This window comes from Corynebacterium sp. HMSC075D04, assembly GCF_001815635.1.
Taxonomy (GTDB): Bacteria; Actinomycetota; Actinomycetes; order Mycobacteriales; family Mycobacteriaceae; genus Corynebacterium; species Corynebacterium coyleae.
Window position 1 is genome coordinate 155,706 of record NZ_KV821289.1, and the last position, 18,844, is coordinate 174,549.

The following is an 18,844-nucleotide window of genomic DNA, read 5'->3' on the forward strand; positions in this document are numbered from 1 at the left end:
AGCTGAAGTCCTGAATTAATGTTTCGATGCCACGTAAGCGAGGGCGCGTTCTAGGGGATCGGTTGACACCGAGGAAAAATTGTCTGCCGAAACAGCTTTTAACCGATTCCATTCTCCCTCGTACGCGATGCGACCGTTGTGGAGCGCAACCACGTTGTCAGCCACATGCTCGAGATCATCCTGCAGATGCGTGGAGAGAATGATTGTTGCGCTATCTTTGAGACGATTTAGGAGATGTCGCACCTCAATCCTCGCCTGCGGGTCAAGACCTGCGGTAGGTTCATCCAAAAATAGAATATCGGGCGAATGGATCAGGGAAGCTGCAATTCCAACGCGCCGAGTTTGTCCTCCAGACAGGTTGCTGACTCGGGAATTCTCAATCTCTGGGAGCTCGATCATCTCCAATACTTCCGGGATTCGTCGCAAATAGGCGCGTCTATCAAGCCCTGCAACCCAGCCTGCGTATGCAAGGGCGTCACGGCATGTCATAGTCGAGGCGAAACGTACATCTTGGGGTACATAGCCAATACGACGCCGATAGTTAACTAACGCTCTTCCTGCGATCTCCGTTCCATCGACCGAAAATCCACCTCGTGTCGGCTTTTCTATGGTGCACAGGAGACGTATCAACGTAGACTTTCCACTGCCGTTGCCGCCTATCAGGACCGAGAGACCCGGCGGGAACGTTACAGACACGTCTTTGACTGCTTCCGTAGTGCCAGTGCGTGACTTGAAAGTCTTGCTTAAGGAATTGGTGCGGATCAAGGAGCTTCCTTCCTATTTATCGGCAGGCCCCGGAGTTATCTCCACGCAACGAGTTTCCTGTGCTGCTGGCCACCCGGCCGTAGTAGCTTCCAGGTCCCTTGCATGCCCCAAAAGCTCGAACTATTTGATTGTTTACGCCCCTGACAGAACCAATGAGTGGGTCCGGTGCCCGAGGAATATCCTTGCGCAGCTCTAAGAAAAATTCAGCATTGTTCGCGCAGTTTTCCCGACCGCCTTGGATGCCCAGCCAATTTGTGGACTTGTCCCAACCGACATCCCAGACAACCAAACGGCAGGTTCCCGGCGCTCCACTTTCGCGGAAATCGTACGGAACAATCTCTGAGACATCATCAGACATCGATGTGGTGGGCGAATCGGACCACTGAGAAGGTTCCAAGGAGACGCCACTGCTTGGCGATGCGTCTGATATGGGCGAGAGGAATGACATACCAATTGCGGTTGCTGTCAGTATGGCGAAGATGTGGCGCCTTGAAGCTTGCATGTTCGTTACTCCTAAAAAGTTCGGAGGTGAAGCACCTCCATCAGAAAATTACTGGTGTAAAAAATATAGCATGGGTTACTATTCTGCGACAATAGTGAGAATACTCACAATTTGCCCCCGGCCTGTAGTCTGTTGAAGTGATGAGTAATAACCAATTGCGCTACATGGGTACCGAGACCGAATACGGCATCACTTGCCCCGATAATCCGCTGATCAGCCCGCTAGTTACCTCCACTCACGCGGTGGTGGCGTACGCGGCGTTGCGCACAAAAGCGCGTACGCGATGGGACTATGCGGAAGAAGCCCCGCTGAAGGACGCCCGTGGGTTCGATCTGCAGCGCTACCGCAGTGTGCCGGTGGTGGACGCGAATGCGATCGGGGTGGCGAACGTTGTCGTCGCTAATGGTGCGCGTTATTACGTTGACCACGGCCACCCCGAGTACTCAAGCCCAGAATGCTCGAACGCTTTGGACACCATGATTTATGACGCAGCCGGCGATCACATTCTTAATGACGCCGCCGCTGACATCCGCCACCTGTGGGAAGAGCAGGTCTCCGTCCTGGCTAATCACGATCCGTGCCCGCCGCTGAAGTTCTACAAGAACAACGTCGACGGCAAGGGTCGCTCCTACGGCAGCCACGAAAACTACCTGTACTCCCGCCACACCAATTTTGAGCGGCTCACGCAGGCGTTGATTCCGTTCTTCGTCACTCGCCAGGTGATCATCGGCGCCGGGCGCGTCGGCATCGGCCAAGCGTCGGAGAAGCCCGGTTTCCAGATCTCGCAGCGCGCAGACTACTTCGAGCAGGAAGTCTCGCTCGAGACCACACTCAACCGTGGCATTGTGAATACGCGTGACGAGCCACACGCACCGGAGGAGGACTTCCGTCGCCTCCACGTCATCGTGGGCGATGCGAACATGAGCCAGTTCTCCAACTTCCTCAAGCTCGGCATGACGAAGTTGGTGCTCGACGCCATTGAGCAGGACGTGGACTTCTCAGACCTGCGTCTGAAGGACCCGGTTGCGGAGATCCATGCGGTCAGCCACGACCCGACGCTGAACCATGAGCTTTCGCTTGTCGACGACACCACGCGCACCGCAATCTCCATCTTGCGGATCTACCGTGAGCGGTGTGCAGGCCTTGAGGGGCTTGGGGTCGTCGATAAGCAAGTGCTCGAAATGTGGGGCGAGATTCTCGATGACTTGGAGCGCGATCCGCTATCGACGGCTGACCGGCTGGACTGGACCGCAAAGTGGTCGCTGATCCAGCGTTTCGAGCAGCGCGGCGTGACGATGGCGAAGCTGCAGGCGATTGACCTGCAGTACTCGGACATTGACCCGTCGCATTCGCTGTATCACGCGCTTGTCCGCAAGGGTGCGATGCACACGATGGTTGATGCGGAAACGATCAAACGCGCCGCCGCAGAACCGCCACGCGACACGCGAGCGTACTTCCGCGGCACTGCCGGCCAAAAGTTCGGCGAAAACCTGGTCGCCTCTAGCTGGCAGTCCATGCTGTTTTCTGTCGACGAGCAGCTCTACCGGGTCCCGCTCGACCTGCTTGGGGAGCACACCGCGGCGGACACCGAAGAACTCATCGCCCAATCCAACACGGTGTCCGACTTGCTGGCCGGACTGGGCTTGAAAACGAATAGGTAAAGGTAGGCTGATACCCATGGCTACGCAACAGATGCATGCCGCAGGTGGCGGCGGTGAAGATAACGGTGACAACTTCGACGCATCGCAAGGCGCCGGGCAAGCTCAGATCAACACGACCGGTACGGATGATCTGCTGGACGAGATCGACGCGCTGCTGGACACCAACGCGGAGGAGTTTGTGAAGTCCTTCGTGCAAAAGGGTGGTCAGTAAACGCAATGGTGGCTGGGTACCCGCGGCGCATCATGGGCGTCGAAACAGAATTCGGCGTGGCTGCCTACGACGGTGCTCGCCAAGTGCTCACCCCGGAAGAGATCGCCAGGTATCTCTTCCGCCCGGTAGTAGCGCAGCACCGCAGTTCCAACGTGTATGTGGACAACGCTGCGCGTCTCTACCTGGATGTCGGATCGCACCCGGAATACGCGACGGCGGAGTGCGACTCGTTGTCCCAGCTCCTCGCGCACGATAAGGCGGGCGAGTGGATCTATGCGGATCTTGCAGAAACGGCTGACAAGGCCCTTGCGGCAGACGGCCTCGGCGGGTCGACCTATTTGTTTAAGAACAACGTGGACTCCCGTGGCAACTCCTATGGTGCACACGAGAACTACCTGGTCAGCCGCGAACTCGCGCTGAAGTCCTTCGGTCAGCAACTGCTGCCGTTTCTGATCACACGCCAGCTCATCTGCGGCGCCGGCAAGATCGCAGGCGACACATTCGTCATCTCGCAGCGCGCCGACCAGGTGTGGGAGGGTGTGTCCTCTGCAACGACGCGCACCCGTCCGATCATCAACACCCGCGACGAACCGCATGGGGATTCGCACCGGTTCCGTCGCATGCACGTCATCGTGGGAGATTCCAACATGTCCGAGCCGACCTTTGCGCTGAAGGTGGGCTCGATGCTGCTGGTCATTGAGATGCTCGAGGCGGGCTTCGACCTGCCCGACATGGAGGTCACAGACCCGATTGCGCATATCCGCGATATTGCAGCCGACCCGACAGGGGCGACTCCGCTCGACCTTGCTGCTGGTGGCACCGTGACCGCCCTGGAGGTGCAGCGCACAACGCTTGAGGCGGCGAAGCGCTGGCTAGCGCAACGTCCAGACGAGGGCACGCCGAACGAGGAGATGGCCCGAGTCGTGGACCTGTGGGAGCGTACCCTCGATGCGATTGCGACGCAGGATTTCTCCCAGGTAGATACAGAGATCGACTGGGTGATCAAGCGCAAACTGCTCGAGCAGTTCCGTGCCAAACTCGGTTGCGGCTGGGACCACCCAAAACTCGCCCAGATCGACCTGACCTACCACGACATCAACCGCAAGCGCGGACTGTTCTACCTGCTGGAGCGCAAAGGTCTTGCCAAGCGCTGGATTACCGACGACCAGATCGCACAGGCTGTGGTGAACCCGCCTGAAACCACACGTGCCGCCATCCGCGGGAGGTTCCTCGCGGCAGTACGTGAAGCAGATACGCCACACAACGTCGATTGGGTGCACCTGAAGGTCAACCGTCCGGAGCCGCGCACGATTGAGTTGCTCGACCCATTCGCCAACACCAGCGCCGAGGCAGATGACCTCATCGACTACGTCAACGCTCACGCGGGGGAAGGGGAGTAGCGCATGGCCGACGATTCCGACATGATCATCCGCCAGGTCGGCCTCACCTTTGCACTGCTCAACTCACCTGAAAAGCGGGACGTCGCGTGGGTGCAGCGCCACGTCGACGGTTACGGAGGTCGCAGCCGTGACGCTGCAGGTCATCTCATCCGCCGTGACGTCGCAGAACTGCGCCGACTCTGGGTTCCCGCCCACTTTGTGGACGGGGAAGTTTGGGTAGATAAAGACCTCTACGAGCTTCCCCCGGTGGATCTCACCGCCGAGGAAGCATCCGTCGTCGGTTTGGCCGTAGACCTCTCCCAGCCGGGCTCGCTCGGCAGTTTCGCGCGCTCGGGATGGACAAAGCTCGCCGCATCCGGTGCGACGCGGAACCTGGACGCTCCGACGTTGGTGTCGGTGTCCAACGACATCTTCCAACTCCGCCCAGAGACGTTGCGCGCCATCGTTGCGTGTGTGCGCAACAAGCAGCGCATGTCCTTCGACTTCGTCCGCGCACCAGGCAAGGATCCTGAGCGTCGCGTAGTGGACCCGTGGGGTGTGGTGTCGCTGAACAACCGTGCCTACTTCGTCGGCTACGACATCGACCGCGGTGCCGAGCGCGTCTTCCGCGTGAAGAAGATCTCCCAGGTCAAACGTGTCAACACATCGGAGCAGTTCCACGAGCAAGAACGCGAGCTCCAAAGCATTGTGGAGGCATCGTTGCGAGGCGACCTGGTTGATGCCACCGTCACCGTTGCCAATGGAGCCGGTGAAGAACTCGCAATGCGGGGCAAGCGTATCGACGACACCATCACGCTCACCTCAGTCGACCGCGATTGGATCGTTCGCGCGATTGCCAGCATCGCGGGCAACGTTATTGCGGTGGAGCCAGCTGGGGTACGGGAGGACGTCGTCAAGCTTCTGCGCTCTGCGAAGGGAAAGGAGCCTCATGAGCACTGATCTGCAGCGTCAAGAGCGCGTGGTGCGTTTGCTCAACCTCGTTGCTTACGCATCCAACCACGCGGACCTGACGGTGATGGAGATTGCGCGCGACCTCGGCGCAGATCCGCAGCAGGTGCGCGATGATCTGGACTTGCTGTACATGTCGGGCGTTGGCACTGGTCCGGGGGAGATGATCGAGCTGGAGCATTCCTGGAAGGGTGTGCGGATCATCGACGATCAAGGCTTGACCAAGCCGCTTCGCCTCACCCCAGTCGAAGCAAGTGCGCTGCTGGTGCTGCTCGACTCGTTAGAGACAATGCCTGGGCTTGTCGATGCCCGCGCGGTCCGCTCCGCAGCCGACAAGATCCGTACCGCGACAACCTCCAGCGGCATTGGCGATGCGGAGCACCCCACGACATCGAGTGTTGCGTCCACGGTCGCCGACGCGCTCTCTGCAAAGAAGCAACTTGAGGTGACGTATTACTCGGCAACCTCAGACACAACGAGTAAGCGAATAATCGAACCGGCGAGCCTCTTCCACGAGGACGGCAACACCTACCTCCGCGCCGCAGATGCCGGGGATATAAAGACGTTTAGGCTGGATCGCATCCGGGAAGCGGTACTTCTCGACGAGCCGTCCACCGCCACGGACACCGACTTCGACAGCGCCGATCCTTTCGGGATGGCCCAGCAGGCGAAGGCTCGGTTGTTGATTCATCCGGACGCGACGTGGCTGGCGGACTACTGGGACATCGATATCGAAGGTGACGTAATTGACTCCAAAACGGGGTGGATTCCGGCCACGATGCACTACGGCAGTGGCGACTGGCTGATCCGGTTCTGCCTAGGTCAAGCCGACCGCGTACGTATCCAAGAGCCTGTGGATCTCGCCGACGAACTCGAGGCGCGCGTGAATTCTGCGCTCAAAGCGTTAGACTAAGAGCCCTTACACGTCTGTTGTTGAAAGGAACGCAATGACTTTGCCGAGTGGAGCAGAACTACTCCTTATCCTTTTCGTAATCCTGCTTTTGTTTGGCGCAAACAAGCTGCCGGATCTCGCACGCTCCATGGGTCGCTCCGCCCGCATCTTTAAATCCGAAGTCAAGGAGATGCACAAAGACGAAGCTGACGAACAACCGAAGCAACAGCACGAGATTGAATCCGCGGCTGCCCAGGAGACCCGTAGCGCCGCGCAGGACGCCGATTTCTGGGAGCGCCCGGAGAACCAGCCGCGCTCCTAGGTGGCAATGAAGGCAAAAGTGACAAATCGGAGGAAGAATCCTACCGGCGAGATGTCGCTGGTCGAGCACCTCCAGGAACTTCGTCGTCGGGTACTTGTCTCTCTAGCTGCGATTCTCGTCGGGACGATTGTGGGCTTCATTTGGTATCAATATGCGCCTTGGCGCTTGATGCCGCTGGGCGAAATCATTCGTGGCCCATATTGCAGTTTGCCTGATGAACTTCGAGCAGATTTTACCGGAGACGGTGAGTGCCGTCTTTTGGCAACAAGACCACTAGAGATGTTCATGCTGCGACTGAAGATTGGTGCTCTCGCCGGTCTGGTACTGGCATCTCCGGTGTGGCTATCCCAAATTTGGAAGTTTATTACGCCAGGACTGCTAAAGAACGAACGCCGCTATACGTTTGTCTTCGTAACTATTGCAGTGATTCTTTTTGTAAGCGGCGCAACTCTGGCCTATTTCATCCTTGACCAGGGTTTTCTTATCTTGATGTCAATTGGATCTGAGTTTCAGATCGCTGCACTGTCTGGTGGAGACTACTACAACTTCCTGCTGTCGCTCATCGTGATCTTCGGCGTGAGCTTCGAGGTGCCGCTGATCATCATCATGCTCAACCTCGTCGGAGTGTTGCGCTACGAACATGTGAAGGACAAGCGTCGCTTCATCATCGTGTTGATCTTCATCTTCGCGGCCGTCATGACTCCGACACAGGATCCATTTTCCATGACGATCCTCGGTCTTTCTATAACGTTTTTGGTCGAGCTCGCGTTCCAGTTCTGCCGTTTCAACGACCGCAAGCGCAAGCGTGAGCGTCCAGACTGGATGGATCTTGACGACGAGCAGGGTTCCGGCCCGATCGACGCTCCGACTCCGGTTGGGTCTGCGAGCCCGATTGGCTCGTCGACAAGCATTAGGGCTGCACCAATCGAGCGCCCACAACCGGTACACCGTGCCCCGGCGACAAAGTCGAGCACCTCGCAGAAGCGAGGCTTCGAAAACGACATTGACTTTGGGGACGTACTGTAGGGGGCATGCTTTCCCCCGAGAACTCCACGCCGTTTTTGCAGGAATTCGCCGCCGCGAAGCCTTTCGATCTCGACGACTTCCAGATTGACGCCTGCAAAGCCGTCGAGGAGGACCGTGGCGTGCTGGTTTGCGCGCCGACTGGTTCAGGCAAAACCATTGTTGGCGAGTTCGCGGTCTCGCTCGCGCTGCACCGGGGGACGAAGTGTTTCTACACCACGCCGATTAAGGCGCTGAGCAACCAGAAGTACAACGACCTGGTCGCCGAGCATGGCGAAGAGACTGTTGGGTTGCTCACCGGTGATACCAGCATCAATGGTTCGGCTGAGATCGTCGTCATGACCACTGAGGTGCTGCGTAACATGCTCTACGCCGAGTCACCACAGTTGGATCGCCTGACCCATGTGGTGATGGATGAGATCCACTTTCTGGCAGATCGGGACCGTGGTGCCGTGTGGGAGGAGATCATCCTCAACTTGAGCGACTCGGTCAGCCTCATTGGTCTTTCAGCTACGGTGTCAAACTCCGAGGAGTTCGGCGAATGGCTGTCTACCGTCCGTGGCGATACAGAGGTGATCGTCTCTGAGCACCGCCCGATCCCGCTGAGCCAGTACATGATGGTGGGGCGCAAGATGTTCCCGCTGTTCGAACCCGGCACCGACGGGCGAGTCAACCGCTCCCTCGAGCACGCCATTGAGCGCATCGAGTCCGGCCATTCCAATGAGGGTCGCCGCGACTTCGAAGAAGGCCGTGGCTTCCGTTCGCGCTCCCGCAGCGGCCGTACCCGCGGCCAGGACAAAGTGCGTCCAGTAGGGCGCCCGGAGGTCGTCTCCGTCCTGCAGGGCCAGGACATGCTGCCCGCTATCGTGTTCATCTTCTCCCGCGCCGGCTGCGACGGCGCACTGTTCCAGTGCCTGCGTTCCCGCAAGGAACTGACGACTCCCGAGGAGCGCTCCGAAATCGACCAGATTATCGACGACGGCGTGGAAGGCATTCCCGACGAAGACCTTGAAGTGCTCAACTTTAAACAGTTGCGCACCGCTTGGATGCGCGGCTTTGCCTCCCACCACGCAGGCCTGCTGCCAGCGTTTAAGCACATCGTCGAGCAACTTTTCGTACGCGGCCTGGTCAAGGTGGTCTTCGCCACCGAAACGCTTGCGTTGGGCATCAACATGCCGGCGCGCACGGTCGTGCTAGAGAAGATGGTCAAATTCAATGGCGAGGCCCATGTCGATCTGACTCCTGGCCAGTACACGCAGCTGACCGGGCGTGCGGGGCGTCGCGGCATCGACCACATCGGCAACGCCGTCGTGCAGTGGGCGCCGGCGCTGGACCCCCATGCGGTTGCCGGGTTGGCCTCGACCCGCACATACCCGCTGATTTCGCAATTTCAGCCTGGCTACAACATGGCCATCAACATGCTGGCCATGAATGGGTTCGACGATTCGATTCGGCTTATCGAGCAGTCCTTCGCCCAGTTCCAAACGGACCGCTCCGTGGTGGGCGAGGTCCGTGACATTGAGCGCCTGCAGGCTAAGGTGCGGACGTTGCGCGAGAAGTTGGAGCGCGACATCTCCGCGTTCGCGCCGCCGTCCGAAGATCCCGCAGCGGAGCTTGTGGAGTACTCGCGGCTGCGTCGAGACCTCAACGATGCGGAGAAGAAAGCGCGCCGCGAAGCGATTGAGAACCGTCACACGGAGACGGTGAAAATCCTTGCCCGCCTTCAAGTCGGCGAGGTGATCGCGCTGCCAGGCAAGCGGAAGCCGGAACTGGCCGCTGTGGTGCAACCCGCGGCGAAGCAGCACGACCCGCGTCCCTGGGTGACCACAGAGCGCGGCTGGTCGGCGCGTATCGACGCCGCCTCGTTCCGCAACCCACCCATGGTCGTCGGCCGCATCAAGGTGCCACGTCACATGCAGCAACAGCCACGAAAACACGCGCGCAAGGTGGCAGACATGCTGCACCGTGGCCACTTCAACGCGCCGAAGCGACTGCGTGAGAAGGCAAGAACCCGTCCGAACAAGCAGGTGCTGGCGCTGCAAGCGGCGCTTCGCAACCACCCGGTTCATCACTGGCCAACCCACGACCGCGAGCTTCTTGCCCGGACCGCTGAAGACATCGTGCGCGACGAGCGCAAACTTGCCTCACTTGAACGCCGGGTCGACTCGTCGACTGATTCCCTCGGCCGAACCTTTGAGCGCATCATCGGGCTGCTCACGGAGATGGACTACGTCGAACTTGTTGACGGCGAACCGCACGTCACCGACGAGGGCGAGCGTCTATCGCGTATTCACAACGTCTCAGACCTTCTGGTCGCACAGTGTCTCAAGCGCGGCATCTGGGACGAGCTAGATCCAGCGGAACTCGCCGGTGTCGCATCCATGGTGGTGTTCGAAAACCGTCGTGCAACCCAGGGTTCGCCGGAGGCGGCAACCGGCGCGATGGCTGATGCGATGAACGACACCATGCGCATCTACGGCGAACTGGTGTCTGATGAGCAGCGCCATAATCTTCCCGCAACACGCCTTCCGGATGCCGGGTTTAGCCTGTCCATGCATCAGTGGACCGCGGGTGCGCCGCTAGGCTATGCCCTTGCAGCTGCGGCAGAATCCGGCGCGGAACTGACACCTGGCGACTTCGTTCGCTGGTGCCGCCAAGTCATCGACCTGCTCGAGCAGATTAAGAAGACCGGCTACTCGGACCAGATTCGTGATAACGCCAACCGTGCGGTCGACGCGATCCGCCGCGGTGTGGTGGCTATCGGTAACTAGCGGGCAATAGCGACACGGTGGCGATTCGCAGGTTTCGGTTCATCGGATCCATGATGAGCGACTGCACTGCGAACACCTTGCCGTGTGCAAAGACCGGCCCGCCAGAGTCTCCTTTGATCGCCGGGGGAGAGGCGTAGACTAAGCCCGCGGGGCGGATACGCGTGGCAAACGACCGTGACGCGGAAAACGGCAGCTTGCCCAGGTAGAGGCCTGGCTTTCCCTGAGGAGTTTTCGCACGTCCGCCGAAGCCAACCGTCAGCGTCGATGCGCCGATCTTCGGAGGAGCCCCAATCTCAAGCAGCGGAGCCGATGAGCGTTCGGTGAGCCTTGCCAATGCAATATCAGTACCGGGAATCGGTGCGGCGGATCTGAGGCGGTACGTGGTGTCGTCGATACGCACACGCACCTTCGATTCATCCACACCGCGAAAGAAATGCGCACACGTGAGCACCGTATCGGGCGTGATCAGCGCGCCTGAACAGTAACTACGTCCAGGCTTACTGATGCGGGCGATTGATCGTGCGAGGGATTCAGACACAGCAGCGATGGTATCGATCTACCATGGCCAGCATGACGTTTGATGCAAGTGTGTACGCGAAGCGCCGACAAATGGCTGCCGAATTGGTAAAGCAACGTGGCTTGAGCGGATTGGTGATCGGGACTGGTGCAGAGTTTGCCTACCTCACCGGCTCCTGGGCGTCCTCCCACGAACGCCTCACCGCCCTCGTCATCTCCGCCGATGGCGCGCGTGTCGTCGCACCGATGACAGACCTGCTTTCGTTGGGGCTCGACGGCGCGGACGACGTCGAGGTGATTGGCTGGCGCGATGGTGAGAACCCGTACCGCCTCGTTGCTGACTCGCTCCCGGATGGCCCGGTCGGTCTCGGCTCCTCTTTGACCGCCGACCACGTGTTCGCACTGCAGGCCCTGCTGCCACGTACAGATCTGGCTGAGACTGAGGTCGCGGAATTGTTCATGGTGAAAGACGCTGCAGAGCTTGAACAACTCGAGGCCGCAGGCAGGGCAATCGACCGTGTGCACGAACGTGCTGCGGAGCTGCTTCAGCCGGGCCGTACGGAACGCGAGGTCGCTGCAGAACTGAACGCGCTGATCCTCGAAGAGCACGAAACGGTCGCGTTCGTCATCGTCGGTTCGGGACCAAACGGCTCGAACCCGCACCACGACTTTTCGGACCGTGTGCTCGAGGAGGGCGACCCCGTGGTCGTAGACCTGGGCGGTGTGCTGCCATCTGGCTACCAATCGGACTGCACCCGTACTCACGTCGTGGGTGGTAGGAACAAGGCGAAGCCAGACTTCCTGGAGGCGTACGACGCGCTTCAGCGCGCATTCCAGGCGGCCTGCGACGCAGCCCGCCCCGGCATTACCGCAGGGGAGCTCGACGCCGTCGCACGAGGCGTACTGGAGGAGGCCGGCTACGGCGAGTGGTTTACCCACCGTCTTGGACACGGTATCGGATTGTCGGGCCATGAGCAGCCGTTCATCATCGCAGGTAGCGACGTCATCTTGCGCGAGGGAATGGCCTTTTCCATCGAGCCGGGCATCTATAAGCCAGGTGAGTGGGGCATGCGCATCGAAGACATCGTGACGCTGACGGCTACCGGCATGAAGACCTTCAACACCACTCGCCGCGACCTGGATGCAGCGCGTGGATAACCCCGGGGTTGTGCTCCTGCTCGGTGCTCGCAGCGACATCGGCGGCGAGATCGCTGTGCGCATCTGCAGTGGTCGTGAAGTCGTACTCGCAGCGCGTGGTAGCGACGGCCTCGATGACGTGAAACGTCGTTTGCTTGCAGCGGGCGCGACTGTTGTCCGAGCCGTTAATTTTGACGCTACCAACCTCGACTCGCATCGCCGCATCGTCCGCGAGGCGGGGGAGGTCACGTCCGCCATCGTGGCCTTCGGCATTTTGGGCGATCAGGAACTAGCAGAGCGCGATGAACGCGAGGCCGCTCGCATTGCCACGGTGGACTACGTGGCACAGGTCAACATGCTTACCGTCCTTGCCGACGAGATGGCACGCGGCGAGATCTTCGCCTTTTCTTCCATCGCGGGCTGGCGGGCACGGCGTGCGAATTATGTCTATGGCTCGACCAAGGCAGGCCTCGACGCGTTTTGCCAAGGACTCTCCGACAAGCTTCACGGCACGGAGCTGAACCTCATCTTGGCGCGCCCCGGGTTCGTCATTGGCGCGATGACTGAGGGGATGAAGCCTGCGATTATGTCTGTGACGCCGGATGTCGTCGCTGATGCTGTCGTTGACGCTGCGGCCAAGGGACGGAGTACGACAGTGTGGATTCCGCGTCGCCTCGCCGTTTTGGCCATGATTATGCGCTTGGTTCCACGTCCAATCTGGCGCCACATGCCGAGGTAGCTCATGGCGTCGTTGCTCCTTCCTCGTGTGCGCTCGCTCGTCGGGCTCGGCCTTGACTTAGTTCGTCCTGCTCAACGAACCGGGCCAGACTTCGGCCGAGCTACCTGGCTTATGGGCGTGACGCCTGGTTCCCTTCTCGAGGCCGTACAGATCCGACCAGTAGGGGCAAGCGGGCTGTTGAACCCCTCAGACTCCTGGCGAATCGAATACGCCACGAGCGATACTCAAGGCCGGATCTTGTCCGCGACAGGCGCAGTGTTTCGCTCTCGTACGCCGTGGATGGGGAAAGGTGAACGGCCCACGATCGCGTTTGCGCCATCGACGCAGGGCGTTGCACGGCGTTGCGACCCCTCATATTCCTGCACCGTGGGCATCGGACCACGTATCAAGCCCATAGACTTGATCGCCGCGTATGAACAACCCGTAATCAACTTGTTCCTTGCAGCCGGCGCCGACGTAGTCATCACCGATTACCCACGCGACCCCGGGGACGATGTGGAGCTCTATTGCGACCACGTTGCGGCAGCACGCTCGCTCGCCGACGCGGTTCGCGCAAGCACCCACCTGGGTGTCGGTACGTCCAAACTCGGCCTGTGGGGCTTCTCCCAGGGCGGGGGAGCCGCCGCAGCGTGGCTCGAGGAACCTGAGTACGCACCCGATCTCCAACTGCTGGCAGCTGTGGTCGCAGCTCCGCCAGTGGACATGGTCAGCATGCTCCATCACGTCGATGGCGCGCTTGCCTCCGTAGTGATCCTCTACGCGGTCGCGGGTCTCATGGCCAGCGACGACGCAATTGCTGCCGAGATTGCTCCGCACTTGAGCCCAAGAGGTGTTGCGGCCATTGCGAACGGGGCGCGCACGTGTGCTTTAGGGGCGGTGCTGCATCGCCCGTGGTCGCATACTCGCTCTTGGACGAGGACCGGAGTGAGCATGGCATCGCTTCTCGACGACCTCCCGTTGACCAGCAGCCACCTTGATGCAACACGCCTAGGCACCAAACGCCCGCTAGGTATTCCGATTCGTCTGTGGAGTTCGCCATACGACGACCTTGTCCCGCACTCAGATGTCTCAGCCTTGGCAGAGAGTTGGGGAGTGGAGTTCCTCTCACGTACGGCCAAGCGTATCCGTGGCAGGACTGGCACGAACCACTTCGGCCCGTATTTTCTCTACGCTGCAACTGACGTGGGTTGGTTGCTCGATCGGCTCAACGGGTAGTCTCTGGCCCATGCCTGTGCTCCTGTTGTCCTACTTCGTTGTTGAAGCGATCGCGTTCTTTCTCGTCGCCAAGTGGATTGGTGTCGGATGGGCGCTGTTGGCAATTTTCGCACTGATGATCTTCGGCGGCTTTGCCGCCAGCATGTCGCTTCGCAGTGAACTTACGCAGATGGCTCGTGGGCGAACCAGCCTTGGCAAGTTGGCTGGCGACTCCGCGCTGTTGATGGCGGGTTGGGCGCTAAGTCTCGTCCCTGGTTTCGTGAGCTCTGTCATCGGCCTGCTATTAGTGTTCGGTCCGACACGAGCAATCGCGCGTCGTTCGATGACCAAACGCGCCCGTCGCGGCATGGAAGACCTCGGCGCGCGCCTCTACGAGGCCACCCCGATGTCGCAGTTCACCACCTCCTACGGTTCGTTTACCAATCCCAATCAGCCCTATCCGCAGAAAGGAGCGGATGCTGACGACGTCGTTATTGATGCCGACGAGTTGGAGGAATGGTTCCGCAACAGCGGCAATGAGCCGGGGGAGAAGTAGGTGACGGCCCTTACCCGCTTCCTCCGGTTCGTACTCGCGGCCTGCTCTGGCTGGCTGGTGTTCTTCTCGTACGAACCGCACGGACACTGGTTCTCCGCCATCGTCGGCATATCCGTGTTTTATCTTGCGCTCATGCCATGGCAACGCTGGCCGGGTACTGATCGTCCTTCCGCAGCCTTCGGCGGCCTACTGGGCTTTACGCAGGCTGCGTTTTGCTACCTCTACCTGCTGCCGTGGATCGGGGAGTTTGTCGGCGCAATGCCGTATGTCGCTTTGTCGATCTTCCTCGCGCTCTACGGCATCGCTATAGGTGTGTTTGGTGTGATCGTCGCGCGTTGGCGCTTTGGCTTCCTCGCGTTTGCGCTGATCTACCTTGCGGTTGAGTTTTGCCGCTCGTCGTTTCCTTTCGGCGGGTTTAGCTGGGTACGCCTGGCGTGGGGGCAAATCAATGGTCCACTAGCTGCTCTCGCACCTTGGGGTGGTCCGGCGCTGATCTCAATTGCGGTGGCGCTGGCAGGGGCAGGTCTCACCGTGGCCATCCTGCAGCGTGGGACGCAACGCTGGGCCGGCCTTGTAGCCGCAGTACTGCCCCTCGGTCTCGGCACCGTGGCGCAGATCGGGGTCAATAACCCTGCCTCGACAGTGGGCGAAGCAACCGTTGCCGCGGTACAGGGCAACGTCCCTCGCATGGGGCTTGATTTCAACGCACAGCGCCGCGCGGTGCTGGCCAACCACGTCAACGAAACGCTTGCGCTTCGCGACGACCTCCGCGCGCAAAACATGGATGTCGACGCCGTTTTCTGGCCAGAGAATTCCTCCGACGTCAATCCGTTCACCGACTCGGAAGCACGAGCGCTTATCGACGTCGCCGTGCGCGGCATCGACGCACCGTTGCTCGTTGGCACACTCACACGTGACGACGTTGGGTCCCGCAACACCATGGTCGTCTTCGATCCAGAGGATGGGCCAGGGGAGTACCACCACAAGCGGTTCCTCCAGCCGTTCGGCGAGTACATGCCCATGCGTGACTTCTTCCGGAAGTTCTCCGACATGGTCGACCTGGCTGGCAACTTCAAACCTGGTGACGGCAACGGTGTGGTGCACCTCGGCAACATCGCGGTCGGTGTGGCGACCTGCTACGAGGTGGCGGAGGACGAGGCCTACCGGATGGCGATTCGCAACGGCGCCCAGTTGCTCAGCACACCGACGAACAACGCCACGTTTGGGTTCACCGGAATGACGTATCAACAATTGGCGATGAGCCGCATGCGTGCACTGGAGACCGATCGCGCAGTGGTTGTTGTAGCCACCTCGGGTGTCTCCGCCATCGTCCATCCCGACGGCTCAGTATCGCAGCAGACGGAAATCTTCACGGCAGATCATCTCGTCGAAAAGCTGCCGTTGCGCGATTCTGTCACCCCGGCTGTGCGATTTGGAAAGATTCTGGAGTGGTTGCTTGTCGCGGCAGGGATCATGCTGATGGCTGTGGCAGGCGTTTCCGCACGTACCCGGGCGCACGGGTATGCTGCACCAAAGAATAAATAAGTGTGACAACGAGGAGACGTAGCACCGTGGCGAATACAACCCTGGTGATTATCCCGACCTACAACGAAGTGGAAAACATCCCGCTTATCGTTGGACGCGTGCTGGATGCCAACAAGGATGTGGACGTCCTTGTCGTCGATGACAACTCGCCTGACGGCACCGGAGCAAAGGCTGACGAGCTCGCAGCTACTCATGATGAAGTTCACGTGCTCCACCGCACCGGCAAAGACGGCCTGCTGGCTGCGTACCGTGCCGGTTTCGAATGGGCCCTTCAGCGCGAGTACGAGGTCATCGTTCAAATGGATGCAGACGGCTCGCATGCCCCTGAGGAACTCGTGCGTTTGCTCGACGCAGTATCCAACGGCGCAGATCTGGCAATCGGTTCGCGCTACGTCGACGGTGGGGAAGTAAAGAACTGGCCGCGCAGCCGCTACCTGCTGTCCAAGCTGGGCAACGAGTACATCTCGATCGCGCTTGGCGACGATGTCAAGGACATGACCGCTGGCTACCGCGCGTTCCGCCGCGAAATCTTGGAAGAACTCGACCTGGATGCACTGTCCAACAAGGGCTACATCTTCCAGGTGGAGATTGCCCACAAGGTAGCAGACGCTGGATTCGGGGTTGTTGAAGTCCCCATCACCTTTGAAGACCGCAAGCTTGGCGAGTCGAAGCTGGACGCAAGCTTCGCTGCCGCATCGTTTGCGGAGGTAACCAAGTGGGGAGCGAAGGAAAAGGCATCCTTCGTGGGCAACCTGGCGAGCGAAACCTGGCGACAGATTGAGTACGCTGCCGCCAACTCAAAGCTTGCAGATCTTCCAAATCGTGCGGCCAAGGCTCCGTCGCAGGTAGCTGACTTGGCTAACGAGGTTGCTTCCTTGACCAAGTACGAGCTTTCCGGCAAGAACCTGGATAAGGTCGGCCGTCGCGTTGCAGAAGGTGCACAGACGGCAAAAGACCTGACGACGGAAACCGTGCGTCAGGTCCTTCACGTATTCAATTCCGGTTCGAAGTAGGGAATTAGCCTTCCTTCTGCGCGGCCTGCTCCTTAGCGAGGCGGGCCGCGGTGCGACGGCGCTTCCGGAGCTGCTCTAAGCGCTCCTCAAGCAGCACGTCGAGCTCCTCAATGCTGCGACGTTCCAGCAGCATGTCCCAGTGGGTACGCGGCGGCTTCGTCGGCTTCGACTCGACGCCTTCGCCCTCCATGAGCGTGCCGGTCTGGCCGTTCTTGCACATCCACTCTTCGGGGATCTCAGCCTCATCGGCGAACGGAACCTCAAACACCTCACCATTGGGTGTTTGGTACTTCGCCATGCGACGCGGCGCGAGATCATGGTCGCGGTCAGTTTCGTAGCTCACGGCACCCATGCGGCTACCGCGTAGCACTCGATCAGCCATGTTGTCTCCATCCTTGTCGTCGTTATTGCCCGGTTGCCCAGCAATCGCTCAAGTATAACGGTCCACTAATTCGTTTTGTTCCCTGACCTCACCCAGGCTTGACACCTGTAATAGACTTGCCGCCGTGAAGATCAGGAAGCGGAGAGTAGACGAGACTACAAACGTTTGCGCGTGGTGCGGTAAAGAGATTGAAATCAACCAGGGGCGTGGCCGCAAGCGGAAATATTGCAGCTCTTCGTGCAAGCAGCGTGCGTACGAACAGCGCACACTCCTTGCAGGTACGACCGTGGACCCTGACGCTGTGATTCTGAGCCGTCAGCGCGTCGCAGAGATCCGCGATCGACTTTACGAGTTGCGCTGTGCCGCTGAGGATATCCAAACTGCAGCGGCCGAAGGCGCGACGGCGGACGAGTTGCATTCGTTGTGTGACGAATTAGTAGGCTTGGTCCAGAAACTCGAAAAACTGAGGTGAGGTACGTGAAGACCAGCTCCCGTAATACGAAGCTGCTTATGATCGCAGTTTTAGCCTTTGCCATTCTGGCGCTTGCAGTGGCGTTCATCCCGTTGGGAAGGACGCTGTTTTTTAGTCACGGTGTCAAAACTGAGGGTATCGACGAGTCCAGCCTGAAATCCGCCACAACGGAAATTGACGGCGTCTGGGAGGTAACAAACAAGCCTGGACCCAACCAAACGTCTGCAGGCTTCACATTCTCCGAGGTGCTGCCAGGTGATCGCCGGACTACGTCAGGCTCGACACAAGGCGTTCGCGGTAGCGTGACTATCGAGGCGGGCACGCTGAAGGCTGGCGAGATTGTCGTCGATATGACAAACATTCGCACCGACTCTGATGTCCGCGATGAAAGCGTGCGACGCAAAATTTTCCATACGGACGATTTCCCGGAGGCAAAGTTCGTTGTCACCGAGCCAGTGGACCTTAGCAGCGTGCCAGAGGACGGGACGATGGGCACCGTAGACCTGACGGGCAACATGACCATCCACGGCGAGACGAACACGATCACGCAGACATTCAATGTCGCGCGCTCGGGCGATCAGCTGCTCGTCGCAGCAGACATTCCGATCAACCGAGAGGACTACGGAGTGAAGACTCCGGAGCTGGTGGCCGCAAAGATCGCCGAGGACGGCGAAATTAACGTCCGTCTGGATATGCGGAAGTAGCCCTATATAACGTCACCTGACGTTATATAAAGGATAGTTGTCCGATAATGTACATTATGTCAAGTAACAATTGGTGGCACCACGGCGTAAT

The 18,844-nt window shown here is 59.6% G+C and carries 19 protein-coding genes; 16 read left to right on the forward strand and 3 right to left on the reverse strand.

Features of this window, described 5'->3' with window-relative positions; genetic code table 11:
- Positions 1-15: 15 nt before the first annotated feature.
- Positions 16-765: an ABC transporter ATP-binding protein gene (locus tag HMPREF3048_RS11670; protein WP_083279525.1), complete on the reverse strand. Its 750-nt coding sequence runs from the start codon at positions 763-765 to the stop codon at positions 16-18.
- 642 nt (positions 766-1,407) lie between these two features.
- On the opposite strand from HMPREF3048_RS11670, the gene dop reads away from it, so the two are divergent.
- The 8 genes from dop to HMPREF3048_RS01545 are packed head-to-tail and all read left to right on the forward strand — an operon-like array spanning position 1,408 to position 10,495.
- The gene (dop, locus tag HMPREF3048_RS01510; RefSeq protein WP_070771010.1) at positions 1,408-2,928 is read left to right on the forward strand and encodes a depupylase/deamidase Dop; all 1,521 of its coding nucleotides are present in this window, start codon (positions 1,408-1,410) and stop codon (positions 2,926-2,928) included.
- A gap of 16 nt (positions 2,929-2,944) precedes the next feature.
- Positions 2,945-3,139 (forward strand): ubiquitin-like protein Pup, encoded by a 195-nt coding sequence (locus HMPREF3048_RS01515; RefSeq protein WP_070423179.1) that lies wholly within the window; start codon positions 2,945-2,947, stop codon positions 3,137-3,139.
- 5 nt (positions 3,140-3,144) lie between these two features.
- Positions 3,145-4,539, forward strand: coding sequence for a Pup--protein ligase (gene pafA, locus HMPREF3048_RS01520; RefSeq protein WP_070771011.1), 1,395 nt, complete (start codon positions 3,145-3,147; stop codon positions 4,537-4,539).
- Between the two features lie 3 nt (positions 4,540-4,542).
- Complete coding sequence (locus HMPREF3048_RS01525; RefSeq protein WP_070484787.1) at positions 4,543-5,478, forward strand: helix-turn-helix transcriptional regulator; 936 nt, start codon at positions 4,543-4,545, stop codon at positions 5,476-5,478.
- The gene (locus HMPREF3048_RS01530) at positions 5,468-6,400 is read left to right on the forward strand and encodes a helix-turn-helix transcriptional regulator (RefSeq protein ID WP_070771012.1); all 933 of its coding nucleotides are present in this window, start codon (positions 5,468-5,470) and stop codon (positions 6,398-6,400) included. Before HMPREF3048_RS01525 ends, HMPREF3048_RS01530 begins: the two co-directional genes overlap by 11 nt.
- 34 nt (positions 6,401-6,434) lie before the next feature.
- A complete protein-coding gene (gene tatA, locus HMPREF3048_RS01535; protein ID WP_070570299.1) occupies positions 6,435-6,701 on the forward strand; it encodes a Sec-independent protein translocase subunit TatA in 267 nt (88 codons plus the stop codon).
- A gap of 6 nt (positions 6,702-6,707) precedes the next feature.
- On the forward strand, positions 6,708-7,727 hold the full coding sequence (gene tatC, locus HMPREF3048_RS01540) for a twin-arginine translocase subunit TatC (RefSeq protein WP_224212712.1): 1,020 nt from the start codon (positions 6,708-6,710) through the stop codon (positions 7,725-7,727).
- A 5-nt stretch (positions 7,728-7,732) separates the two neighbouring features.
- Complete coding sequence (locus HMPREF3048_RS01545; protein WP_070771013.1) at positions 7,733-10,495, forward strand: DEAD/DEAH box helicase; 2,763 nt, start codon at positions 7,733-7,735, stop codon at positions 10,493-10,495.
- On the opposite strand, the gene HMPREF3048_RS01550 is transcribed toward HMPREF3048_RS01545, so the two are convergent.
- A complete protein-coding gene (locus HMPREF3048_RS01550; RefSeq protein WP_070771014.1) occupies positions 10,482-11,033 on the reverse strand; it encodes a S1 family peptidase in 552 nt (183 codons plus the stop codon). The two genes, HMPREF3048_RS01545 and HMPREF3048_RS01550, sit on opposite strands and share 14 nt — an antisense overlap.
- 23 nt (positions 11,034-11,056) lie before the next feature.
- On the opposite strand from HMPREF3048_RS01550, the gene HMPREF3048_RS01555 reads away from it, so the two are divergent.
- The 6 genes from HMPREF3048_RS01555 (at position 11,057) to HMPREF3048_RS01580 (ending at position 17,195) form a co-directional block, all read left to right on the forward strand.
- Positions 11,057-12,169 carry a M24 family metallopeptidase gene (locus HMPREF3048_RS01555; protein ID WP_070771015.1) on the forward strand — a complete coding sequence of 371 codons (1,113 nt, stop codon included), beginning with the start codon at positions 11,057-11,059 and terminating at the stop codon, positions 12,167-12,169.
- Positions 12,162-12,887 carry an SDR family oxidoreductase gene (locus HMPREF3048_RS01560; protein WP_371326159.1) on the forward strand — a complete coding sequence of 242 codons (726 nt, stop codon included), beginning with the start codon at positions 12,162-12,164 and terminating at the stop codon, positions 12,885-12,887. Before HMPREF3048_RS01555 ends, HMPREF3048_RS01560 begins: the two co-directional genes overlap by 8 nt.
- Before the next feature lie 366 nt (positions 12,888-13,253).
- Complete coding sequence (locus HMPREF3048_RS01565; protein ID WP_246818824.1) at positions 13,254-14,102, forward strand: lipase family protein; 849 nt, start codon at positions 13,254-13,256, stop codon at positions 14,100-14,102.
- Positions 14,103-14,112: 10 nt separating this feature from the next.
- The gene (locus HMPREF3048_RS01570; RefSeq protein WP_070451519.1) at positions 14,113-14,637 is read left to right on the forward strand and encodes an FxsA family protein; all 525 of its coding nucleotides are present in this window, start codon (positions 14,113-14,115) and stop codon (positions 14,635-14,637) included.
- Complete coding sequence (lnt, locus tag HMPREF3048_RS01575) at positions 14,638-16,182, forward strand: apolipoprotein N-acyltransferase (RefSeq protein WP_070771018.1); 1,545 nt, start codon at positions 14,638-14,640, stop codon at positions 16,180-16,182. It abuts the gene before it with no gap.
- Positions 16,183-16,208: 26 nt separating this feature from the next.
- Positions 16,209-17,195 (forward strand): polyprenol monophosphomannose synthase, encoded by a 987-nt coding sequence (locus tag HMPREF3048_RS01580; RefSeq protein ID WP_070771019.1) that lies wholly within the window; start codon positions 16,209-16,211, stop codon positions 17,193-17,195.
- A 4-nt stretch (positions 17,196-17,199) separates the two neighbouring features.
- Here the strand turns inward: HMPREF3048_RS01580 and HMPREF3048_RS01585 are convergent, their stop codons facing one another.
- Positions 17,200-17,577, reverse strand: coding sequence for an RNA polymerase-binding protein RbpA (locus HMPREF3048_RS01585; RefSeq protein ID WP_070423193.1), 378 nt, complete (start codon positions 17,575-17,577; stop codon positions 17,200-17,202).
- A 124-nt stretch (positions 17,578-17,701) separates the two neighbouring features.
- Here HMPREF3048_RS01585 and HMPREF3048_RS01590 point away from each other — a divergent pair, with 124 nt between their 5' ends.
- Both HMPREF3048_RS01590 and HMPREF3048_RS01595 read left to right on the forward strand, forming a co-directional pair.
- On the forward strand, positions 17,702-18,049 hold the full coding sequence (locus HMPREF3048_RS01590; protein ID WP_246818825.1) for a hypothetical protein: 348 nt from the start codon (positions 17,702-17,704) through the stop codon (positions 18,047-18,049).
- A gap of 38 nt (positions 18,050-18,087) precedes the next feature.
- Positions 18,088-18,753 carry a YceI family protein gene (locus HMPREF3048_RS01595; protein ID WP_083316641.1) on the forward strand — a complete coding sequence of 222 codons (666 nt, stop codon included), beginning with the start codon at positions 18,088-18,090 and terminating at the stop codon, positions 18,751-18,753.
- Positions 18,754-18,844 lie beyond the last annotated feature (91 nt).

Coding starts and splice junctions, on each gene's coding strand:
- dop (WP_070771010.1), top strand. CDS start 1,408: ATGAGTAATAACCAATTGCGCTACATGGGTACCGAGACCGAATACGGC.
- HMPREF3048_RS01515 (WP_070423179.1), top strand. CDS start 2,945: ATGGCTACGCAACAGATGCATGCCGCAGGTGGCGGCGGTGAAGATAAC.
- pafA (WP_070771011.1), top strand. CDS start 3,145: ATGGTGGCTGGGTACCCGCGGCGCATCATGGGCGTCGAAACAGAATTC.
- HMPREF3048_RS01525 (WP_070484787.1), top strand. CDS start 4,543: ATGGCCGACGATTCCGACATGATCATCCGCCAGGTCGGCCTCACCTTT.
- HMPREF3048_RS01530 (WP_070771012.1), top strand. CDS start 5,468: ATGAGCACTGATCTGCAGCGTCAAGAGCGCGTGGTGCGTTTGCTCAAC.
- tatA (WP_070570299.1), top strand. CDS start 6,435: ATGACTTTGCCGAGTGGAGCAGAACTACTCCTTATCCTTTTCGTAATC.
- tatC (WP_224212712.1), top strand. CDS start 6,708: ATGAAGGCAAAAGTGACAAATCGGAGGAAGAATCCTACCGGCGAGATG.
- HMPREF3048_RS01545 (WP_070771013.1), top strand. CDS start 7,733: ATGCTTTCCCCCGAGAACTCCACGCCGTTTTTGCAGGAATTCGCCGCC.
- HMPREF3048_RS01555 (WP_070771015.1), top strand. CDS start 11,057: ATGGCCAGCATGACGTTTGATGCAAGTGTGTACGCGAAGCGCCGACAA.
- HMPREF3048_RS01570 (WP_070451519.1), top strand. CDS start 14,113: ATGCCTGTGCTCCTGTTGTCCTACTTCGTTGTTGAAGCGATCGCGTTC.
- HMPREF3048_RS01585 (WP_070423193.1), bottom strand. CDS start 17,577: ATGGCTGATCGAGTGCTACGCGGTAGCCGCATGGGTGCCGTGAGCTAC.
- HMPREF3048_RS01595 (WP_083316641.1), top strand. CDS start 18,088: ATGATCGCAGTTTTAGCCTTTGCCATTCTGGCGCTTGCAGTGGCGTTC.